Below are 18,450 nucleotides of genomic sequence, written 5' to 3'. Positions count from 1 at the left end.
ATGGGCCGCCGCGCGCATCGTCAAACACTGCACCTCTGGGCAAACGGGGACTACGTCGGACGTTGGACGGTCAAAGCCTCGGGTGAGTCCGAGTTGCAATACGATGCTGCTTGGTGCAAGTCCACACGTGGGCGGCCAATCTCATTGGCGCTGCCGTTCAATCTTCATAACGAGCCGCTGAAGGGGCACCGCGTCTCCCATTACTTCGATGGGCTGCTGCCGGACAGCGATACTATTCGCAAACGTGTCGCAGTCCGGTTCAAGACTGGCTCCACCGACGCATTCGACCTTCTCGCGGCAGTTGGCCGGGACTGCGTTGGGGCTTTGCAGCTCCTGCCCGAGGGCGTCGAACCGGAAGGACTGGGCCAGGTTGACGGCATCGTGGTGGATGAAGAGGCCATCGAGCGGCACCTGCTGGACGTGGTTAATCCAGGCCATTACGGCGCCATGCAGGACGCCGATGACGACTTCAGGATTTCGCTGGCTGGCGCCCAGGAAAAGGACGCGTTCCTGTGGTGGGATGGAAAATGGCTGAAGCCTCGCGGCGCGACACCGACGACCCACATCTTCAAGCTCCCCATCGGGCTAGTTGGCGGGCGAAAGGCCGACTTCTCGACGTCGGTCGACAACGAGTGGCTTTGTCTTCGGCTGTTCAAAGAATACGGGCTGCCAACGGCGAACGCGGAGATTGCGACATTCGGCTCACAACGGGTGCTGGTCGTCGAGCGTTTCGACCGGGCACTGTCGCGCGATGGGAAGCAGCTGTTCCGGCTTGTTCAGGAAGACTTTTGCCAAGCGACGGGCACCTCGCCGTTGATGAAATACGAAAACGAAGGCGGCCCTGGCCTGCAGCAGATATTCACCCTGCTGCAACAGTCGCAACAGGCGGTGGCGGACATGCGCACACTCATGGCCACACAGCTGCTTTTCTGGATGCTGCGGGCACCGGACGGTCACGCCAAGAACTTCAGCATCCAGCTGCTCGCCGGCGAGCAGCGCTTCAAGATGACGCCCATCTATGACGTGATGTCGGCCTACCCTGCCATAGGCAACGGGCCGAACCAGTGGGCGGAGCAGGACGTCAAACTGGCGATGGCGCTACTCGGGAAGAACAAGCACTACCTGGCGCACAACATCATGCGACGCCACTTCAACAGCACGGCGAAGAAGGTCGGGTATGGCGACAACGCCGAGCCTCTCATCCAGGACTTCATTGCCCGAACACCTGCGATTGTAGACAAGGTCCGCGCGGAGTTGCCCGCCGGGTTCTCGGAAAAGGTCGCCGACCGCATTCTCGATGGCGTTCTCGCCGCAGCGCACTCCCTCGAACGGATGCCTCCTGTCTAATCGAGGCTGATGAAGTTGGTTGCGTTTATTTCGTTTAGGATTAAAATCTCCGTGACGTTCTAACGTTCCGCCCTCGGGAGAAAATAATGGCCGCCATCACTGATCGCTTGGATACTCAGGAAGACGTTGAGCTGGCCAGAGCGGCTCAGCGGCACATCGCGATTGCGCTAGATCGTTCCAGCGTCATAAACATCGCCATTGTTGAAGACGGTATCGGTACGCCAGCGCATTCGCCGATGCTTCGGCTGCCGTCCACCGTACTTCACCTTCTGGCGGATATGCTTGACGCCTTGGCGGAGGGGAAATCCGTCACCATCATGCCGAAGGACCTTGACATCACAACTCAGCAAGCGGCGCTCTTTTTGAATGTGTCCAGGCCGTACCTCATACGACTGCTGCAGGATGGCAAGATCGCGTATCACAAGGTGGGCACTCATCGACGGATTCGGTTTGAGGACGTCGTCCAGTACAAAGAAGCGCGGCAAAAAAGATCTAGGGAAGCCCTCCAGCAATTGGTGGATCAAGCGCAGGAGCTTGGGCTGGGCTACTGATATGAGCCGCCGGCATCGGTACTGTGCGGTGCTGGATGCTTGTGTGCTCTATCGATTCGCTAACTCTGCCAGGTCCAGATGACCGCCACGTGCTCGCGGCTGCAATTGTTGGGCGCACAGACGCCATCATCACATTCAATCTCAAGGACTTTCCTGATACGAGCACGAGTGTTCACGGCATCGAAATCGTCCATCCCGATGATTTCATCGTGGCCCAATACCTTCGCGACCCCGCCAAAATTTTAAGCATCATTAGCGGTCTGCGGGCACGACTCATAAAACCGTCTGTGCCGGCGGACCGTTTGCTTTCGACTTATGAACAGCAGGGTTTACCGAAGCTATCGAACTTTTTAAGGACCAGGATTGATCTCATTTGATCATCGTGGCCTCGCTCTCACTGGATCGCGTTTTTCCACACGATGCTGCCCGCCTCAGGACAAACCCACGACTGTTGAAGACGCTGCCGGATCTCCGCAAGGCTCTGGTTGACCAGCATCTTGCCATCGCGGAACACCGGCACCAGCGCGCCGCCATTGGCCTCTTCTTCCGTCTGACGTTCGTAGAGCACGAACTTGTCGCCTTCCCGCTCCACCCGCAGCAGACCTCGTGCCGACTTCTTGGTGCCGTTGTCGGTCGCCGGATCTTTATAAATCTCCACGGACTCGTCGCCAACCTGCGCGTAGATGGCCTTCATCGCCCAACCGAAGTTGTCGCGGGTGAGCATGTTGTAGGTGAACGAGCCGATACCGAATACCACGTTGCAGGACGCAAAATCCTTGGCCGCCAGACGCTGCAAGATGCTCAGCGCCCGTTGAAGGGTGATCGAATCGCCGTAGATCAAGCCGACGTGCGAATTGAGCACCTTGAATCCCTTGCTGGTCGTGGTGCCGCCAAAAATATCCCACAAACATTCGACGGCCCCTTTACGTTCCGCGTCGGTAATCCGCTCGCCGCTGGCGCGCACGACATAAGAGCCGTCATCCTGCCGCGTTATTTCGTCGTCGGTGTAACCGGTCAGTATCAAGACAGGATCGCCGGAGTCAGGGCGGAACACCACTTTGGCGTTGCCCAACGCATCTTGTTTGCGAGCCAGAATTTCCGGCTTGAGCGCTTTAGAAATGACCGTGATCACGTTCCAGAAATCGAAGGTGTCGCTGACGATCGATACCATGCCCGACGGGTAATCCTTGCTAACGAACTCACGCATGATTTCCAGTTCGGCCAGGCGACGCATCGCTTTCTCGTCTTTATCCGCATTGGCGGGATCGGCCGCCAGACGTTGCTGCGTCAACAGAATGCGCAAGGCCATCACGCTGTGCTCGGAGGCTGGAATGGAGCCGCCGACCAGTTCTTTTTCTGCATCGGCACCGTAGAAGTCCTCCAGATAGTCGATCGCTGGAATGGTGTCGGTGCCGGTAAAGGAGAGCAAGTGCGCAGCGCCGCAACGCATCGCATCGTGGACGCCGCTCATGCCGCGCATCGAGAAGTCGTGTCCCTGCCACGCGACGAAGTCTTCCGGAGCGCCGGTCATCCTGGCGAAGTAAGTCAGCAATTTGCGAAACTCGAAGGCGATGGTGGCAACCGTCGACGGCTTCCAGTTCTCGCAGCTGAACAGTGTTTCGAAATACGTGGCGATCCAGGGGAATTGCTCGTTCGTGCTGATGAACAAAACCGGCGGGACTTTGATATCGACCCGCGAGCCTTCCGGCAACGAGCGGATCTCCAGCGGCAGGTATCCCAGCGTGTGCAGCGCTTCGAGGCTGTCGACCGGCACCACGCCCGGACCGAGGGCGGTATCCATGCGGCGCTGGTATTTTCGCACGGCCAACTGCCGGGGCTTGTTGAAGAATTCGTTGTTAAACACGTCGATCAGGTATTCCTGGATAAATCCCTGCAAGCCGAACCAGACGACCTTGTGGTCGAACAGGCCTGGCAATACGGGCGCGTATTTGTCGGAGCGCGGCGTGAAGTTGGCCACCAGTTTTTTGGTCTCGCGCGGATACATCGGTGGATGGCCCGTCTTGTAAAAGTCCGCTAGGTTGAAAGGGATCAGATTGTTCTTTTCAGTGCGTTCCGGGGCGTTCATACCAAGGCTCCTTGAGTGATGGTGGTCAACTTGTCGTTGGGGGTGGAAGTGTTCCAGTTGTAGGCGGTGAAGATGCGTTGGTAGTAAAGGTTGAGCTCTTCAAAACCTTTACTGAAAATTCCGTGCGTCACGTAGAGATAGCGTGGTTGTTGGGAGACTTCGGCCAGTGCCCTGCCCAACTCGACAAAGGTACGGCCCCCATCGCAAATATCGTCGACGACCAGAATGGGCAGATGCGGCAAGTCGCTGGAGACGGATGTGCCCGAGATACGTCCGGTCTTGGTGTCGCGCACTTTATCGGCGAAGGCGATATGGTCGATGTCGAGTTTCTTGGCCAACTGCTGCACACGCTTTCTGGCGCCGGCATCCGGGGCCAGCAGGGTGACGCCGCGTGCAAAGGCCGATTGCTGCAATACTTCCGCGAGCATGACCGAGGCGTCGACAACGCTGACACGATCCAGCAGGGCCGGCACCACATCGCTGTGTGGATCGGCAATCGTTACGCTGGCATAGGCCTGACCATTGATCAAATCGCAAAACACCTTGGCGCTCAGCGCTTCGCCCGGATTGCAGACGCGATCCTGGCGTGCATAGGGTACGTAAGGCATATTCAAGTGCAGCGGCACATTCGGAACTACGCGGCGCACGGCATCCGTCAGCAACAACAGTTGCATGACTGTGTCGGCCGTCTTCAGCCACGCGTTGATGCGAACGCCGGCGACGGAGGCAGCATCGGCAATGAAGGAGTCCGGCAACACCACTTGGCTTTCGCCGCCCGCGAATGTGAAGATACGCGGCTCCAGCGTGATGGCGCGGCGAGTTCCCTCGTTGTGCAGCGATGTAATGGTAAGCATAACAATAGCCTTTATTTAAGGTCGAAATACAACTAAGTAAAACCTGATAAACCCCGTAGTCGCGCCAAGCTGGGATGACTTAGTGGCGAAACACAATTAAGTATACCGCAATCAATTCTGAAGGCAAGCGAATTCTTGAGCTCGCTTCTCTATCCGAAAGATTTTCCAAACAACATGAAGTCCTTGAGCTTGTACAAGCGGGCCGGACGCTGGGCGCCCGTCAAGAATTCTTCTGTGGGTTCCACGACGTCCCACGCTTCGATCTTGCGCCTGAAGTTGGACTTCTCCAACGTCGTCATCAAGATGGCTTCGTACGTCGATTTCAACTGTGACAGCGTGAACTTCTCCGGCAGCAAACAGCATGGCAAAGTCGAATAGCTGGATTTGTTACGCACCCGGCTCACTGCGGCGGCGATGATATCGGCATGGTCGAATGCTAATTTGGGCAGGTGATCGACGCCGTAGAAATGAAACGCATTGGGACTTACCGCCTCCAGCTCCTCCACCGGCACCAGCGCAAGATAGGCCAGCGAGATGGACCAACTGCGCGCATCCCGGTGCTTGCCGGAAAACCACTGCAACTGCTCGAGGTAACGCGGCTGAAAGCCCGTTTTGTCATGGAGAACGCGCGCAACGGTGGCTTCGGTGGATTCATCTTCGTCTACGTGCACGACGCCGCCAGGCAACGCCAACATGCCTTCGTCGGGCGCCTTGTCACGGCGTTGTAAGGCAACCTGAAGCTCACCTTGGCGGAGCGTCAGTAAAACGGCATCGACAGTGACAAGAGGTAAGGCAAATTTCATGGGTATCGCTCGCTATGTTGGTGGCATATTGCAACTAAGAACAGGGCATGTCAAGTGAACACTGATGCCTCCACCGCGAATTGCTGGCACGCGACACGGCCGGAACCTTGCTACAATCAACCGATGCGACAATTCATTGCCCTTGTCATCGCGCTGGTATTCGTGCTGTACAGCTCCTTGCTGGCGGCCGCGCCCGCTCGCATGTGCTGCAAGAGCGCCGATTGTCCAGTAACGCAATGCGTGGCGATGGATTGTCTGCCGGCCGCGATGCCTGCCATCGGCAGCGATATCGCACTGCCCGCGCCGACGCTGACGCGCCTGCCAGCTTACTGCTCCGCCCCGACCATGTCTCCGGCACCGGCGAAAGATGTCTGGTGTCCGCCTGATTAGCACGCCGAAGTGATGTTAAGACCAACTCAACTTCCAGCTAAAAAGGAAACACCATGAAATCAATCATCATCAAAGCAAGCGCCGTGACGGCAATCCTGCTGGCTTCGGCTGGCGCCTATGCGGCGACCGCCATGGACTGCTGCGTCAGTCTGGAGTGCTGCATGAAGATGCTCGCTTGCTGCTTCTAACAGGTAGCAATTAAAAAGGCCCGCCGGCGACATGTCACTGGCGGGCCTTTCGTCAACAGGTGAAGTGGTCTGGAAGTACTTGATTCAACCCAAGTCAGCAGATCGAGCCACCAATGCTTTTGCCGGAACGAAGATCGAAACCAAAGTCGCATTGGTAGCCGTCAGATGGGCGATAGCTACAGACGACATGCTCTTTTTCACGAACCCGGCCGCCCTTCTCAATCCCGCACTCGCTCTTTCTATCCGGCCCCATCGCTTCAAACATCTCCTTGGCTGCGCTGCCACGGACGTAGAACGCGACGCGCACATCATTTGAAGTTGGTGCATAGGCGTCACCAAGATCCCCTCCGTAAATCGCATACTTCACTTCGGCGGGACGCTGCGTCCACTCCCATACTTGCGCGCCATGGGCCAGCGCGAAAAAAGCACCAGCGATTGCAAAAGAAACGATGCGAAGTCTCACGTTAGCCTCCTATTCAAAGATGGTCACATGGAAGTGATTGTCATGTCTAAAGCGCCGCATGACACGATGAATTTTCGGATCATTGAAGTAGATCACCTTCACGGCACACGACTGAAAGAACAGTTTGATCAGTTTGGTCGTGGGCCTCGCGATTGTGGCGCTGGATCAGCAGAAGGCATTGGCAAAGATCAAGTCGCAGCGAACACAGCAGTACAAGCTTTTGAGTACGGCCTGCAATTCGAGCCAGGCTTCAATGCGGCAAGCTATCTCAGCGGTGATTGGAGCGCGACTATCAGGAATGGGGAACAATGTGTCGCGATTTATGTCCAACTGGTACATCTATCGCTTGCGGACTGAGGGGCCATTCTGAGGAGGTGCAGTGACATTGATTGATGACTACCTTGCCGGAGCCACAGCCCTAGATGAGATTGACGATTACGTCGCGCGATGGCACGAAGGCATCATCGGGCGTGACACGCAGTTGCGCGCGTTGCTCGACATGAGCAAGCATGAGTATGCGATTTGGATACAGGACGCTAGCGCCATTGAGGAAATCGTTACTGCGGCGATACTGGAAAGGAAGCAGAAATATGGCAACAGCAAACCGAAATAGCCACTCGCATGACGACGTGGTCGCCGATATGCTTCGCACAGATCCTGAATTTCGGGCCGCGATTCTAGAAGAAGTGATCAGCAATGGCGACTACACCGATATGCTTATCCTGCTGCGCCAACTCCTCATTGCCAAGCGCAAGGCGTTGGCCGCCTAGCCATCGCCACTCGGCAACTACGATGTTAGGGCCGTAGCGGAGGCGGCGCCCACCCGTGGCTCCATCTCCGCCAACGTCTCCGCCAGCTCCAGCGTAAGCGTCGCCAACTGCGGCCTCACCGCGTCGAGCTCGCCGGCGTCGGCCAGTTGCTCGATACGGGCACAACGCGCACGCAACGCATCCACGCCGAGAAACGCGGCGCCGCCCATCAGGCTGTGCGCGGCCAGCGCCACCGCTGCACCATCGCAGTCGTCCAGCCCCTGCCACGCCGCAGTCAACAGGCGCGGTCCTTCGATCATAAAAGCAGAGCGCATGGCGCGGTGCAACTTGGCGTCCGCATCCGCCGGCCGCGCGCCGGCAACAGGCAACTCCGCCACGCCAAACATATCGTCCAGCTCGCTCAACGCCGGCGCGCCCGCTGCCATGGCGCGCTGTTCGCCGATCAACGGCCTGCCGTTCGCCAGCAACGCTTCGAGCTGGCGCGCGATCTCGGTGTGCAAGGCGATCTCATCTATAGGCTTGGCGAGGAAGCCACTGGCGCCTGCCGCGAGGAAGCGTTGCCGCTCCTCGGCCGTCGCGTTGGCCGTCAGCGCGATCACCGGCACGGCGGCGTCGCGCACGCCGTCCAGTCCGGCGCGCAGGCGCTGCAAGGCGGCCCTGCCGTCCATGCGCGGCATGCGGCCGTCCATGATCACTAGGTCGTAGTCGCGCGCGGCCAGTTCCTCCAGTGCCGCCAAGCCATCCTCGACGATGGTGAGGGTGTGGCCCATATTGCTCACCAGCTCAGTCAAGATCACCTGATTGGTGCTGCCGTCCTCCGCGCACAGCACGGCCAGGCGGGCCGCGTGCGGACGGCGCGCTTCCTCCTCCAGAACGGCCACCGGTGCGCCGCGCTCCAGCGGCAGATGCACGCGGAACACGCTGCCGAAACCGGGCTCGCTGACTGCTTCGATGCGTCCGCCCATGGCGCTGACGATGTTCTTGCAGATGGCCAGGCCCAAGCCTGCCCCGCCGTATTTGCGGGACGTGGCGGCGTCGGCCTGCTCGAACTTCTGGAACAGCCGTCCGAGCGCCTCGGCCTCGATGCCGATGCCGGTGTCGCGCACGCTCAGGACGATGCCCTGGCCGCCGTCTTCAGCAACGCTCACGCGCACCTCACCATGCTCGGTGAACTTGACGCCGTTGCCGACCAGGTTCACGACCACCTGCCGCAGTCGCGTCGGGTCGCCGCGCCACCAGGCCGGCATCCCTGGGGCGAATTCGGCGATGAGCGAAACGCCCTTGGCTTCGGCGCGGTCGGCCAGCAAACCCACCACGTCGTTGAGCAGCCCGGCGAGGTCGAAATCCAGCACCTCCAGCGGCATCTTGCCCGCCTCCAGGCGCGAGAAGTCGAGGATATCGTTGATGATTTGCAGCAGCACCTCGGCGTTGCTCAGACTAAGGCGCAGTTTGTCGCGGGTGGTGGGCGCCACGCCGGCGTCCTTCATGGCCGAGCGCAGCATGCCGATGACGCCGCCCAACGGCGTGCGCACTTCGTGGCTGATCATCGCCAGGAAGTCGCTCTTAAGCTGGTTCGATACTTCCGCCGCCCGCTGCGCCGCCAGCGATTCGGCCTGGCTCACCTGCGAGGCGCGCAGGTCCGCCTCGCGCGCATGAAGGGTGGCGATCTGCGCCTCCAGGATTTGCCGATAGCGGGTTTCATTGTCGTGGCTGCGGGTATGGATGACGCGCTGGCGCGCCAGGGCGCCGTCGAGCCCGTGCAGCAGATAGGTGCACGACACCGTCAGCACGGTGGCGACCAGCAGGAAATTGACGGTCAGGATGAGCCAATGCGCCAGCGGGCTGACCACCACCACCGCCAAGCCCGGTTCTATGCCGCCGAAATGGCCGGCCACGAACAGCGTGGCGCCGCACCACAGCAGCGCCAGCATGGCGGCCCGGCTGCCGATCAGCACCGTGCACAGCACCGGCACCGCCATCAGATAAATCTGCAACAGCGGGCCGAGCGAAAACAGCATGACCACCGCGATCAGATAGACGATGGTCAATATCGCGAGCGCCCGCCATTGATAGGCGATGTCGCGCCGGTAATGCAGCCAACCGACGCCGGCCAGCGCGACGATGTCGGTCGCGACCAGCGGCAGGCGGCCTTGTTGGACGGCGGCCCACATGCTGGGCAGCAAGGCCAGCAGGCCGAGCCAGAAGGCGGCGGCGCACAAACCATTCAGCAGCCGGTTGCGCCAGCCCTGCAGGTCCTGGTCGCCGTGCTCCGGCCGTTCCATGCGCCGATACAAGGCGGCACGCAGGGCGCGTACCGGTAGGCTGTCGATCAAGGGGCTCTCGCAGTAAGTAGAAATTGGCGCGATTCTACTACTTTCCGTCACCTATTAGCTTTTAGATATGAAATCTGCGGCGGTGGAGGCCCCGATGACATCACTTGTCGAGAATGACGATAGGCTTGTTCTTCTCCACCAGGTAAGTGGCCAGTTCCGACGTGGTGCCGGTGTCGACGTTCTTCGCCGAGTGCACCGCGCCGGCCGGAATGTAGAGCGACTCGCCGGCCTTGAGGCGGATGACCTTGCCTTCCAGTTCATATTCGATGACGCCGGTCAGCACGTAGGCGATCTCGACACCAGGGTGGGAGTGTTTCGGGAACGCGGCGCCCTTGGCGAAATCGACGCGCACCTGGATCGCTTCCCGCGTGGCGTCGAACTGGCTGCGCACGGTTTCGGTGCGGGCGATGCCCTTGGCGTCGAACTTGGGGGTTCCCAGCGGGGCGGCCGAGACGTGGTCGTGGGCGGCGGCCGGCGCTTGGGCCTGGGCCTGCTGGCAGAACACCGCAAGCGAGGCGGCCACAATAGCGATTTTAGCGATTGATTTCATCATGTTTCCTTGGTGAGTGAATGGCGTGATGCCGAGAGTTACTTCTGGTTATATTGCGCAGAGCAACGACTGGTCGTCGATTGCCGCTGTTGTACAACTTGTATTACACTGCGCGCAGCCCACCCGCCAACCCCACGGAGTACACGTGTCGAGCAGTACCGAACCAAGCAGTAAGCCAGTCCGCATCCTCCTCGTTGACGACCATCCGATGATCCTGGCGGGACTGGCCGACACCATCGCCAACCAGCCCGACCTGCAAGTGGTGGGCGAACTCGACAACGGCGCCCGCGTGGTCGAGTCGTTCGAGGCCTTGCGGCCGGACCTGACGATCATGGACATTGCCATGCCCGGGATGGACGGTTTGCAGGCGCTCGAAGCGCTGCGGCAGCGCAACGGCCACGCCCGCGTGATCATGCTGACGACGCTGAGCGGCGACCATCAAATGCGCCGCGCGCTCGAACTGGGCGCGGCAGGCTTCCTGATGAAACACAGCCTGCGCAAGGACTTGATCGACGCGATCCGCGCGGTGCATGCCGGCCACCGCTGGATACCGGCCGACGTGGCGCGCACCTTGGTCGAGCGCCTGGGCCAGCCGAACCTGAGCGAGCGGGAGATGGCGGTGCTGTCGAGCGCCGCCGCCGGCAACGGCAACAAGCAAATCGGCGTGCACCTCGGCATCGCCGAGGACACCGTCAAGGCCCACATCCGCACCATCCTCGCCAAACTCGACGCGCACGACCGCACCCACGCGGTCGCCATCGCGGTCAAGCGCGGCATCATCTCCCTCTAGCCGCCCGGCCGGCGTCCCGAACCGTCGGCTTAGCCCTTGATGAAGGCCAGCAGATCGTTGTTGACGCGGTCCTTGTGGGTGTCGGTCAGGCCGTGCGGCGCGCCCGGATACACCAGCAGCTTGGCGTGCTTGACGATCGCGGCGGCGGCTTTGCCAGAGGCGTCGATCGGCACGATCTGGTCGTCGTCGCCGTGGATGATCAAGGTTGGCTTATCGAACTTTTTCAGGTCTTCACGGAAGTCGGTTTCCGAGAACGCCTTGATCGAGTCGTAGGTGTTCTTGTGGCCGGCCTGCATGCCCTGCGCCGTCCACGAGTTGATCAAGCCTTGCGAGACCTTGGCGCCCGGACGGTTGAAGCCGAAAAACGGACCCGACGCGATGTCGATATACAGCTGCGCGCGGTTGGCGGTGGAGCCGGCGCGGATGCCGTCGAACACTTCCATCGGCAAGCCGCCTGGATAATCCGCCTTCTTGAGCATCAGCGGCGGCACGGCCGACACCAGGGCCAGCCCGGCGACGCGTTTGGTGCCATGGCGGCCGACGTAGCGCGCCACCTCGCCGCCACCGGTGGAAAAGCCCACCAGCACCGCGTTCTTCAGGTCCAGCGCCTCGATCACCTGGGCCAGGTCGTCGGCGTAGTGGTCCATGTCGTTGCCGTCCCATGGCTGGCTGGAGCGGCCGTGGCCACGGCGGTCGTGGGCGATGCAGCGGTAGCCGCGATCGGCCAGGAAGATCATTTGCGATTCCCAGCTGTCCGAGTTCAGCGGCCAACCGTGGCTGAAGACGACCGGTTGACCGTTCTTCGGCCCCCAATCCTTGTAATACAGCTCGACGCCGTCGCGGGTGGTCAGCGTGCAAACCGTGCGGGTCTGCTGTTTCGATGGCGTGGCGGCGGACGCGTTGAGCGAAACACCGGCTGCGGCAGTGCCGGCGGCGGCGGCGGCCGTGGCGGCGCTCATCAGCACATTGCGGCGGCGCTGGTCGGGATTGGTGTGGTTGGTCATGCTTTCCTCTCTTGGGGTATCAATGGTGGGCACGATGAACATGCCGGCCATAGCGTACCGTGGAGCATCGCCGCCGCCATCGCCATGACGGGCGCAGACGCGCTAGCTCTTTCGAGCTAGCCGTTGCTAAGCGGCCGGGCGGCGGCGCAGCCGGGCGAACAGGGCCGCCGAGCGGCCGCCCGCGTAGGCATGTTCGGCCGGGACGTCCAGGTGCATGACAGTGCCCTGGCCGGGCGCCGAGACCAGCTTGTAGCGCGCGCCGACAATCCTGGCGCGCTCGGCCATGCCGACGATGCCGTAGTGTTGGGGCCGTCCCGTACCGCACGACAAGGCTTCCGACATGCCGCAACCGTCGTCGCGCACCAGCACGGACAAGCCGTCGGCACGGTAGTCGATGACCAGCTGCACCTTGTTGGCCTGGGCGTGGCGCGAGGCATTGAACAACGCTTCGCGCGTGATCGCCTGCACCTCGTCGCGCAACCTTGGGCAGAGCGCGCGCGGCGTGCCGTGGATGCTCGCGGTGAAACGCTGCTGCAGTAGAACGTGGCCATACTGCGTGAGCGTCTGGCCCAGTTCGCCGGGCTCGCCGCCGGTGCGCAGGTCCGCGATGCAGTCGCGCCCCTCGGCCATCAGCTCGTCGGCCAGGTCCAGGGTTTGTTCGAGCTTGCCGCGCTCGTCGGCGCTGATGGGCAGGCTGCGCGCCTGCTGGTGGAACAGCATGATCAGGCCCTGCACGCTTTGCAGCACCGTGTCGTGCAGGCCGCGCGCGATGCGCTCGCGCTCTGCCAGGCGCTGCTGCATGCGGTCGCGCATGCGCGCGGTCAGGTGCCGCACCCGCAGCCGATAGAGTCCGCCCAGCAGCAGGGCCGCCAGCACCACCATCAGCACCTTGAACCAATCGGTCTCGACGAAGCGCGGCGGCAAGGTCAGCGCCAAGGTGGCGCCGGTCTCGTTCCATACGCCGTCCTCGTTGGCGGCGATCACGCGGAAGCGGTAGTCGCCGGGGCCGAGGTTGGTATAGACCGCCTCGCGGCGCATGCCGGCGTCCTGCCAGTCCTTGTCGTAGCCTTCGAGCTTGTAGCGGAAGCGTACCCGCTCGGGCAGCGCCAGGGCCAATGCCGTGTAGGCGATGCGCAGGTCGCGCCGGCCGGTCGGCAGCCGCAACGCCTGTTGCGCCGGGTAGATGACGGGATAAGTCAGGTCGCCCGAGCGCAGCGACAGCACCTGCACCGGCGGCGCCAGCGGGTTGCGGGCGATGGCGGCCGGATCGAGGCTGGCCACTTCGCTGGCGGTGGCGAACCACAGCCTGCCGTCGCCGCTCTGCGCCATCGACGGCAAGGGGCGCAATTGCTCGGCGCCACCGACCAGGCCGTCCAGCGCGTCGAAGCGTTCGTAAGGCAGCGGCCATCCCGGCTCGCGCAGCAGCCGCTCGACATCCCCGGCGGCGACGCGGCTGATGCCCTCGGAGCCGTACAGCCACAACTCGCCCGCGCCGGCGCGCACCATGCCGGAGATGCCGCGCAATTGCCGCCCGCCGGCCGGGGTCACGCTGTGCCAGCGCTGGCCGTCGTGCCACGCCAGCCCGTTCTGGCCGCCGGCCCAGATGCGCGCGCCATCCACCAGCAGCGATTGCACATTGCCCAGCCGCAGACCGTCGGCCTCGCCGAACACCCGCGTGCGCAGGCCATCGATCACCGCGATCCGGTTGTGCAGATAGCTCGCCCACACGCGTCCGGCGCGGTCGGTCGCCAGCGACAGCGCGAGATCGCCGGGCAGGCCGGGCACGCCACCGTCCTTGCGCCAGGCGTCGCCCTCGACGGTGAACAAGCCTTGGCGCGACAGCGAGATCCACATGCGGCCCGTAGCGTCGATCGTCATCGCTTGGGCGTCGTGGCCGACCAGATGCGGCGGGTGCGGCATCCGCGTGAGCACGCCCGACGCGTCGCGGTGCCAGCGCTCGGCGTCGTTGGCCAGCCACAGGCCGCCGTCGGCGGCGCGATAGGCGCCGGTGAGCTGGAACCTCCCCATCTCCTCCTGCGGGCCGGCGGCGTTGTAGCGGCGCGGCGGGTGGCGCCAGTCGCCGATGATCACGCCGCCACGATCGTCGGCGATCACGCCGGGACGGTCGAAAGCGGTGGCGACCGGCACGGCACGCAAGCGCGTGCGCCGCAGGCGATCCAACCCGGCGGAGGTGCCGATCCACAAATTGCCTTCGCGGTCTTCGAACGCCGTTTGCGGCAGCGGACCGCTCATGCCGTTTTCCCTGGTCATCTGGCGCGCGTCGGCGGCCTTGCCCACGTAAGGGGCCTGGCGGCGTTCGAGCGCGTTCACCTTCAGAATCCACATAGTGCCGTCGCGGTCGAACAGCGCGCCGTTGCCGCCCAGTTCCGCGCGCGGAGCCGGATTGCCAGGCGGCGGCGCGGACAACACACGGTAGTGCTTGTCGACGCCGTCCGAGCCCCACAAGGTGCCGTCCGGCGCCTCGGCCATCGCCATCAGGTCGATATGCGGCCAGGCGCGCCGGTAGCGCGGCTGGCCGGGATCGCGGAAGTAGATGCCGCCCTCGACCGACACCCACTGGCGGCCGTCGCGGGTATACAAGACTTGCCGCGCGTGTTTTTCCGGCAGGCCATCGTGTTCGCCGATGCGGCGAAAGCGCGTTGCGCCGGGCGCCAGGTGTGCGAGACCGGTCCGGGTCGCGGCCCACACGCTGCCATCGGGTCCTTCCGTCATGGTGAAGATCGCCCCCGGCGGCAGACCGTCCGCCTCGGTGTACAGGCGCGCGCTGTGCGAGCCATTCGCACCGAACACACTGATGCCGCCGAAGCGCCCGCCCACCCACAAGCGGCCGTCGCGCGTGGTCAGCAGTCCGAGCGTGTTGTTGGTGTGCACGGGATGGCCTTGCACCTTGTCCATCCGCTCGAAATCGACGCCGTCAAAGCGGAACAGGCCGTTGGGCGAACTGATCCACAGCCAGCCGTCCAGGGTTTGCGTGAACTGCAAGACGTCGGCGGGCGCGCCGCGCTGTCCGTTCCACGCGGTATGGGCGTAATTGACCAGCGCGGGCATGGCGGCGACGGCCGCCTGGGACATGACGAGCGCACCCAGCACGACGGCGCGGCGCGGCCAAGTCGGGGCAAAGGTCGCGATACGACGCGCAAAATCGATCGCGCTCTTCAACGAGGGGCCGTTTTCATCAGGTTATTCAAGGGGATGGAGACACCGACGCATGCGTGACGCGCCGCAGTGTTGCTATTATTATAGTTGATCGGCCGTGGGATCAACATCGCCGTCCGCCGGCGGGCCTGCTCACTTCTGCGGCGGATAATTCTTGAGGAACTCGACCAGCTTGCGCGTCGAGTTCTCGCCCCACCAGTTCCACAACGCCTCCATTTGTTCGCTGTTCCGCTCGAAGTAGGCGTTGCTGGCCGACAGCCACAAGGTCGAGGTCCGCACCGGCGTCGCCAGCCGGGTCAGGCTGGCGCCGTAGCGCGCGGCAATGGCGGCGTCCATCGCCTCGATGTTGGCGATCGAAAAAGCGAAGCCATCGGCGCGCCGCAACGCCACCTTGTCCATGTTGCTGTAGGTGTCGAGCGAGCCGTCGTCGACTTTGAAGCCTTCGTCCCTGAGCTGCTCGCCCAGCGGCGAACCCTGGTTGGTCACCAGGGTGCGGCTCTTGAAATAGTTGCGGGGATCGACGTTGGGCGGCAGCCCGTCGGCGGTGCGCACATACACGACGGCCGTCATACGCATGCCGCGCCGCGCGTCCAGTTGGCCCGCCCGCATGGGCAGGGCCGAGTACGGCTGCTCGCCGTCGCGCAGATCGACCGGGGCCAGATCGGCGCTGCCATTGAGCAGCGCCAGCTTGATTCTCGCGTTCGGCAAACGGATCATTTCAGGCGTGCAGCCGACACTGCGGACAGCCAGCCGGAGCAGATCGACGCCGGCGCCGGCGGGCTCCGGCACCACGGAGCCATTGCCGAAGTAGTAAGGCGGGCGCTCGCGATCGGGATAGGCAACACGGATCACGCAGTCGCGCGCGTAAGTCTGACCACACAGCAGCAGCAAGGTAGCGGCACATGCCATGACATTCATGCAAAACTCCGGTTGGCAAGCTGGAGTATAACGTCACAACAGCGGACTTCGATCACTCGAAGCCCGCCGTGCTCAGATTTGCAACAAATCAGGATTTGGCGAACGCCAGGAAGTCGGCGTTGAACTTGTCCTTGTGCGTGTCGGTCAGGCCGTGCGGCGCGCCGGGGTAGACGATCAGCTTGGCGTGCTTGACGATCGCCGCCGAGGCTTTGCCGGACGCGTCGATCGGTACGATCTGGTCGTCGTCGCCGTGGATCACCAGGGTCGGCTTGTCGAACTTTTTCAGGTCGTCACGGAAGTCGGTCTCCGAGAACGCCTTGATCGAATCGTAGGTGTTCTTGTGGCCAGCCTGCATGCCCTGCGCGGTCCACGAGTTGATCAACCCTTGCGACACCTTGGCGCCCGGACGGTTGAAGCCGAAGAACGGACCCGATGCGATGTCGATGTACAGCTGGGCGCGGTTGGCGACCGAGCCGGCGCGGATGCTGTCGAACACTTCGATCGGCAGGCCGCCGGGGTTGGTGGCGGTCTTGAGCATCAGCGGCGGCACCGCCGAGATCAGGCCCAGCTTGGCGATGCGCTTGGTGCCGTGGCGGCCGACGTAGCGTGCCACCTCGCCGCCGCCGGTCGAGAAACCGGCCAGGATGATGTTTTTCAGGTCCAGCTTTTCGATCAGCTGCGCCAGGTCGTCGGCGTAGTGGTCCATGTCGTTGCCGTCCCATGGCTGGCTCGAGCGGCCGTGGCCACGGCGGTCGTGGGTGATGACGCGGAAGCCGTTGTTGGCCAGGTGGAAGGCGGCCGATTCCCAGCTATCGGCATTCAACGGCCAGCCGTGGCTGAGCACGACCGGTTGGCCGGTGCGCGGACCCCAATCCTTGTAGTAGATCTCGACGCCGTCACGGGTGGTGATGGTGCTCACCGAGTGGGCCACCGGGCCGCCTTTGACGACAGGGGCCGCTTCGGCGGCGGTGCTCATCGCCGCCAGGGGCACGGCGACAGCCGCGACGGCTGCGGCCGCAGCGCCTGCGCTGCTGAACAGGGCGTTACGACGGGAGAGGCTGACTGCTTGGTTTTGGATGTCTTTGCTCATGATTGGCTCCTGATTTTACATTAATTAGATAACTTACGATTTAGTAGCTCGCTATGCATATCCTGCTTGTTTCGCTGTTGAGCCGCCGATGTGAGAACTATATATTGCACGCTATTTGATAGCAAGCGATTTCTATAAATATTTTTATCTGCCGTTTGGTTGAGCCGCCACCAGGCGACCCAACCTGCCGCGATCAGGACTTGGCGAACGCCAGGAAATCGGCGTTGAACTTCTCTTTATGCGTGTCGGTCAGGCCGTGCGGCGCGCCGGGGTAGACGATCAGCTTGGCGTGCTTGACGATGGCGGCCGAGGCTTTGCCGGCGGCGTCGATCGGCACGATCTGGTCGTCGTCGCCATGGATGATCAGGGTCGGCTTGTCGAACTTTTTCAGGTCGTCACGGAAGTCGGTCTCCGAGAACGCCTTGATCGAGTCGTAGGTGTTCTTGTGGCCGCCCTGCATGCCCTGCGCGGTCCACGAGTTGATCAACCCTTGCGAAACCTTGGCGCCAGGACGGTTGAAGCCGAAGAACGGACCCGATGCGATGTCGATATACAGCTGGGCGCGGTTGGCGACCGAGCCGGCGCGGATGCCGTCGAACACTTCGATCGGCAGGCCGCCGGGGTTGGTGGCGGTCTTGAGCATCAGCGGCGGCACCGCCGAGATCAGTCCCAGCTTGGCGATGCGCTTGGTGCCGTGGCGGCCGACGTAACGCGCCACCTCGCCGCCGCCGGTCGAGAAGCCGGCCAGGATGATGTTTTTCAGGTCCAGCTTTTCGATCAGCTGCGCCAGGTCGTCGGCGTAGTGTCCATGTCGTTGCCGTCCCATGGCTGGCTCGAGCGGCCGTGACCACGGCGGTCGTGGGTGATGACGCGGAAGCCGTTGTTGGCCAGGTGGAAGGCAGCCGATTCCCAGCTGTCGGCGTTCAGCGGCCAGCCGTGGCTGAGCACGACAGGTTGGCCGGTGCGCGGACCCCAATCCTTGTAGTAGATCTCGACGCCGTCGCGGGTGGTGATGGTGCTGACCGAGTGGGCCACCGGGCCGCCTTTGGCGACAGGGGCCGCTTCGGCGGCGCCGCTCATTGCCGCCAGGGGCACGGCGACAGCCGCGACGGCGGCTGCGGCGGCGCCGGCGCTGC

At 62.7% G+C, this 18,450-nt stretch carries 18 protein-coding genes and 1 pseudogene; 8 read left to right on the top strand and 11 right to left on the bottom strand.

Translation table 11 applies throughout. The annotated features are described in order from the left end of the window. The 3 genes from NHH88_02985 (at position 1) to NHH88_02975 (ending at position 2,275) form a co-directional block, all read left to right on the top strand. Positions 1 to 1,347: a type II toxin-antitoxin system HipA family toxin gene (locus tag NHH88_02985; protein USX14777.1), complete on the top strand. Its 1,347-nt coding sequence runs from the start codon at positions 1 to 3 to the stop codon at positions 1,345 to 1,347. 86 nt (positions 1,348 to 1,433) lie between these two features. Beyond that, positions 1,434 to 1,898 carry a helix-turn-helix domain-containing protein gene (locus tag NHH88_02980; GenBank protein ID USX14776.1) on the top strand — a complete coding sequence of 155 codons (465 nt, stop codon included), beginning with the start codon at positions 1,434 to 1,436 and terminating at the stop codon, positions 1,896 to 1,898. Positions 1,899 to 1,987: 89 nt separating this feature from the next. Continuing rightward, positions 1,988 to 2,275: a hypothetical protein gene (locus tag NHH88_02975; GenBank protein ID USX14775.1), complete on the top strand. Its 288-nt coding sequence runs from the start codon at positions 1,988 to 1,990 to the stop codon at positions 2,273 to 2,275. 17 nt (positions 2,276 to 2,292) lie between these two features. Here the strand turns inward: NHH88_02975 and NHH88_02970 are convergent, their stop codons facing one another. The 3 genes from NHH88_02970 to NHH88_02960 all read right to left on the bottom strand — a co-directional run bounded on the left by NHH88_02970 (position 2,293) and on the right by NHH88_02960 (position 5,641). After that, the gene (locus tag NHH88_02970) at positions 2,293 to 3,984 is read right to left on the bottom strand and encodes a nicotinate phosphoribosyltransferase (protein ID USX14774.1); all 1,692 of its coding nucleotides are present in this window, start codon (positions 3,982 to 3,984) and stop codon (positions 2,293 to 2,295) included. Beyond that, the gene (locus NHH88_02965; GenBank protein USX14773.1) at positions 3,981 to 4,838 is read right to left on the bottom strand and encodes a ribose-phosphate pyrophosphokinase-like domain-containing protein; all 858 of its coding nucleotides are present in this window, start codon (positions 4,836 to 4,838) and stop codon (positions 3,981 to 3,983) included. Before NHH88_02965 ends, NHH88_02970 begins: the two co-directional genes overlap by 4 nt. A 149-nt stretch (positions 4,839 to 4,987) precedes the next feature. Continuing rightward, positions 4,988 to 5,641 carry an NUDIX domain-containing protein gene (locus NHH88_02960; protein USX14772.1) on the bottom strand — a complete coding sequence of 218 codons (654 nt, stop codon included), beginning with the start codon at positions 5,639 to 5,641 and terminating at the stop codon, positions 4,988 to 4,990. Between the two features lie 123 nt (positions 5,642 to 5,764). On the opposite strand from NHH88_02960, the gene NHH88_02955 reads away from it, so the two are divergent. Beyond that, complete coding sequence (locus NHH88_02955) at positions 5,765 to 6,031, top strand: hypothetical protein (protein USX14771.1); 267 nt, start codon at positions 5,765 to 5,767, stop codon at positions 6,029 to 6,031. A 282-nt stretch (positions 6,032 to 6,313) separates the two neighbouring features. On the opposite strand, the gene NHH88_02950 is transcribed toward NHH88_02955, so the two are convergent. After that, positions 6,314 to 6,682, bottom strand: a complete 369-nt coding sequence (locus NHH88_02950; protein USX14770.1) for a hypothetical protein — start codon at positions 6,680 to 6,682, stop codon at positions 6,314 to 6,316. Positions 6,683 to 6,709: 27 nt separating this feature from the next. Here NHH88_02950 and NHH88_02945 point away from each other — a divergent pair, with 27 nt between their 5' ends. The 3 genes from NHH88_02945 to NHH88_02935 are packed head-to-tail and all read left to right on the top strand — an operon-like array spanning position 6,710 to position 7,452. Next, positions 6,710 to 7,039, top strand: coding sequence for a hypothetical protein (locus tag NHH88_02945; protein ID USX14769.1), 330 nt, complete (start codon positions 6,710 to 6,712; stop codon positions 7,037 to 7,039). A gap of 22 nt (positions 7,040 to 7,061) precedes the next feature. After that, a complete protein-coding gene (locus tag NHH88_02940) occupies positions 7,062 to 7,295 on the top strand; it encodes a hypothetical protein (protein ID USX14768.1) in 234 nt (77 codons plus the stop codon). After that, entirely contained in the window at positions 7,273 to 7,452 is a 180-nt protein-coding gene (locus tag NHH88_02935; protein USX14767.1) for a hypothetical protein, read from the top strand. Before NHH88_02940 ends, NHH88_02935 begins: the two co-directional genes overlap by 23 nt. A 17-nt stretch (positions 7,453 to 7,469) precedes the next feature. Here NHH88_02935 and NHH88_02930 read toward each other — a convergent pair whose 3' ends face one another. Both NHH88_02930 and NHH88_02925 read right to left on the bottom strand, forming a co-directional pair. Further along, positions 7,470 to 9,785, bottom strand: coding sequence for an ATP-binding protein (locus NHH88_02930; protein ID USX14766.1), 2,316 nt, complete (start codon positions 9,783 to 9,785; stop codon positions 7,470 to 7,472). A 100-nt stretch (positions 9,786 to 9,885) separates the two neighbouring features. After that, positions 9,886 to 10,335, bottom strand: a complete 450-nt coding sequence (locus NHH88_02925; protein ID USX14765.1) for a cupin domain-containing protein — start codon at positions 10,333 to 10,335, stop codon at positions 9,886 to 9,888. A gap of 145 nt (positions 10,336 to 10,480) precedes the next feature. On the opposite strand from NHH88_02925, the gene NHH88_02920 reads away from it, so the two are divergent. Next, positions 10,481 to 11,125 (top strand): response regulator transcription factor, encoded by a 645-nt coding sequence (locus tag NHH88_02920; protein ID USX14764.1) that lies wholly within the window; start codon positions 10,481 to 10,483, stop codon positions 11,123 to 11,125. 29 nt (positions 11,126 to 11,154) lie between these two features. Here NHH88_02920 and NHH88_02915 read toward each other — a convergent pair whose 3' ends face one another. The 5 genes and pseudogenes from NHH88_02915 to NHH88_02895 form a co-directional block, all read right to left on the bottom strand. Then, positions 11,155 to 12,129, bottom strand: coding sequence for an alpha/beta hydrolase (locus NHH88_02915; protein USX14763.1), 975 nt, complete (start codon positions 12,127 to 12,129; stop codon positions 11,155 to 11,157). Positions 12,130 to 12,255: 126 nt separating this feature from the next. Next, the gene (locus tag NHH88_02910) at positions 12,256 to 15,222 is read right to left on the bottom strand and encodes a histidine kinase (GenBank protein USX14762.1); all 2,967 of its coding nucleotides are present in this window, start codon (positions 15,220 to 15,222) and stop codon (positions 12,256 to 12,258) included. Positions 15,223 to 15,438: 216 nt separating this feature from the next. Beyond that, positions 15,439 to 16,224, bottom strand: a complete 786-nt coding sequence (locus NHH88_02905; protein ID USX14761.1) for a hypothetical protein — start codon at positions 16,222 to 16,224, stop codon at positions 15,439 to 15,441. Positions 16,225 to 16,312: 88 nt separating this feature from the next. Beyond that, positions 16,313 to 17,314, bottom strand: a complete 1,002-nt coding sequence (locus NHH88_02900) for an alpha/beta hydrolase (GenBank protein USX14760.1) — start codon at positions 17,312 to 17,314, stop codon at positions 16,313 to 16,315. Positions 17,315 to 17,507: 193 nt separating this feature from the next. Then, positions 17,508 to 18,394 (bottom strand): annotated as a pseudogene (locus tag NHH88_02895) (alpha/beta hydrolase). Positions 18,395 to 18,450: the final 56 nt, after the last annotated feature.

The sequence above is a fragment of the Oxalobacteraceae bacterium OTU3CAMAD1 genome (genome assembly GCA_024123915.1).
Classification (GTDB): domain Bacteria; phylum Pseudomonadota; class Gammaproteobacteria; order Burkholderiales; family Burkholderiaceae_D; genus Rugamonas.
This window is presented reverse-complemented; position numbering and strand designations above follow the sequence as displayed.

Excerpts from the sequence above, each read along its gene's own strand:
- NHH88_02985 (USX14777.1), top strand. The coding sequence starts at position 1 with ATGGGCCGCCGCGCGCATCGTCAAACACTGCACCTCTGGGCAAACGGG.
- NHH88_02980 (USX14776.1), top strand. The coding sequence starts at position 1,434 with ATGGCCGCCATCACTGATCGCTTGGATACTCAGGAAGACGTTGAGCTG.
- NHH88_02970 (USX14774.1), bottom strand. The coding sequence starts at position 3,984 with ATGAACGCCCCGGAACGCACTGAAAAGAACAATCTGATCCCTTTCAAC.
- NHH88_02965 (USX14773.1), bottom strand. The coding sequence starts at position 4,838 with ATGCTTACCATTACATCGCTGCACAACGAGGGAACTCGCCGCGCCATC.
- NHH88_02960 (USX14772.1), bottom strand. The coding sequence starts at position 5,641 with ATGAAATTTGCCTTACCTCTTGTCACTGTCGATGCCGTTTTACTGACG.
- NHH88_02955 (USX14771.1), top strand. The coding sequence starts at position 5,765 with ATGCGACAATTCATTGCCCTTGTCATCGCGCTGGTATTCGTGCTGTAC.
- NHH88_02945 (USX14769.1), top strand. The coding sequence starts at position 6,710 with ATGGAAGTGATTGTCATGTCTAAAGCGCCGCATGACACGATGAATTTT.
- NHH88_02935 (USX14767.1), top strand. The coding sequence starts at position 7,273 with ATGGCAACAGCAAACCGAAATAGCCACTCGCATGACGACGTGGTCGCC.
- NHH88_02925 (USX14765.1), bottom strand. The coding sequence starts at position 10,335 with ATGAAATCAATCGCTAAAATCGCTATTGTGGCCGCCTCGCTTGCGGTG.
- NHH88_02915 (USX14763.1), bottom strand. The coding sequence starts at position 12,129 with ATGACCAACCACACCAATCCCGACCAGCGCCGCCGCAATGTGCTGATG.
- NHH88_02910 (USX14762.1), bottom strand. The coding sequence starts at position 15,222 with ATGTCCCAGGCGGCCGTCGCCGCCATGCCCGCGCTGGTCAATTACGCC.
- NHH88_02905 (USX14761.1), bottom strand. The coding sequence starts at position 16,224 with ATGAATGTCATGGCATGTGCCGCTACCTTGCTGCTGCTGTGTGGTCAG.
- NHH88_02900 (USX14760.1), bottom strand. The coding sequence starts at position 17,314 with ATGAGCAAAGACATCCAAAACCAAGCAGTCAGCCTCTCCCGTCGTAAC.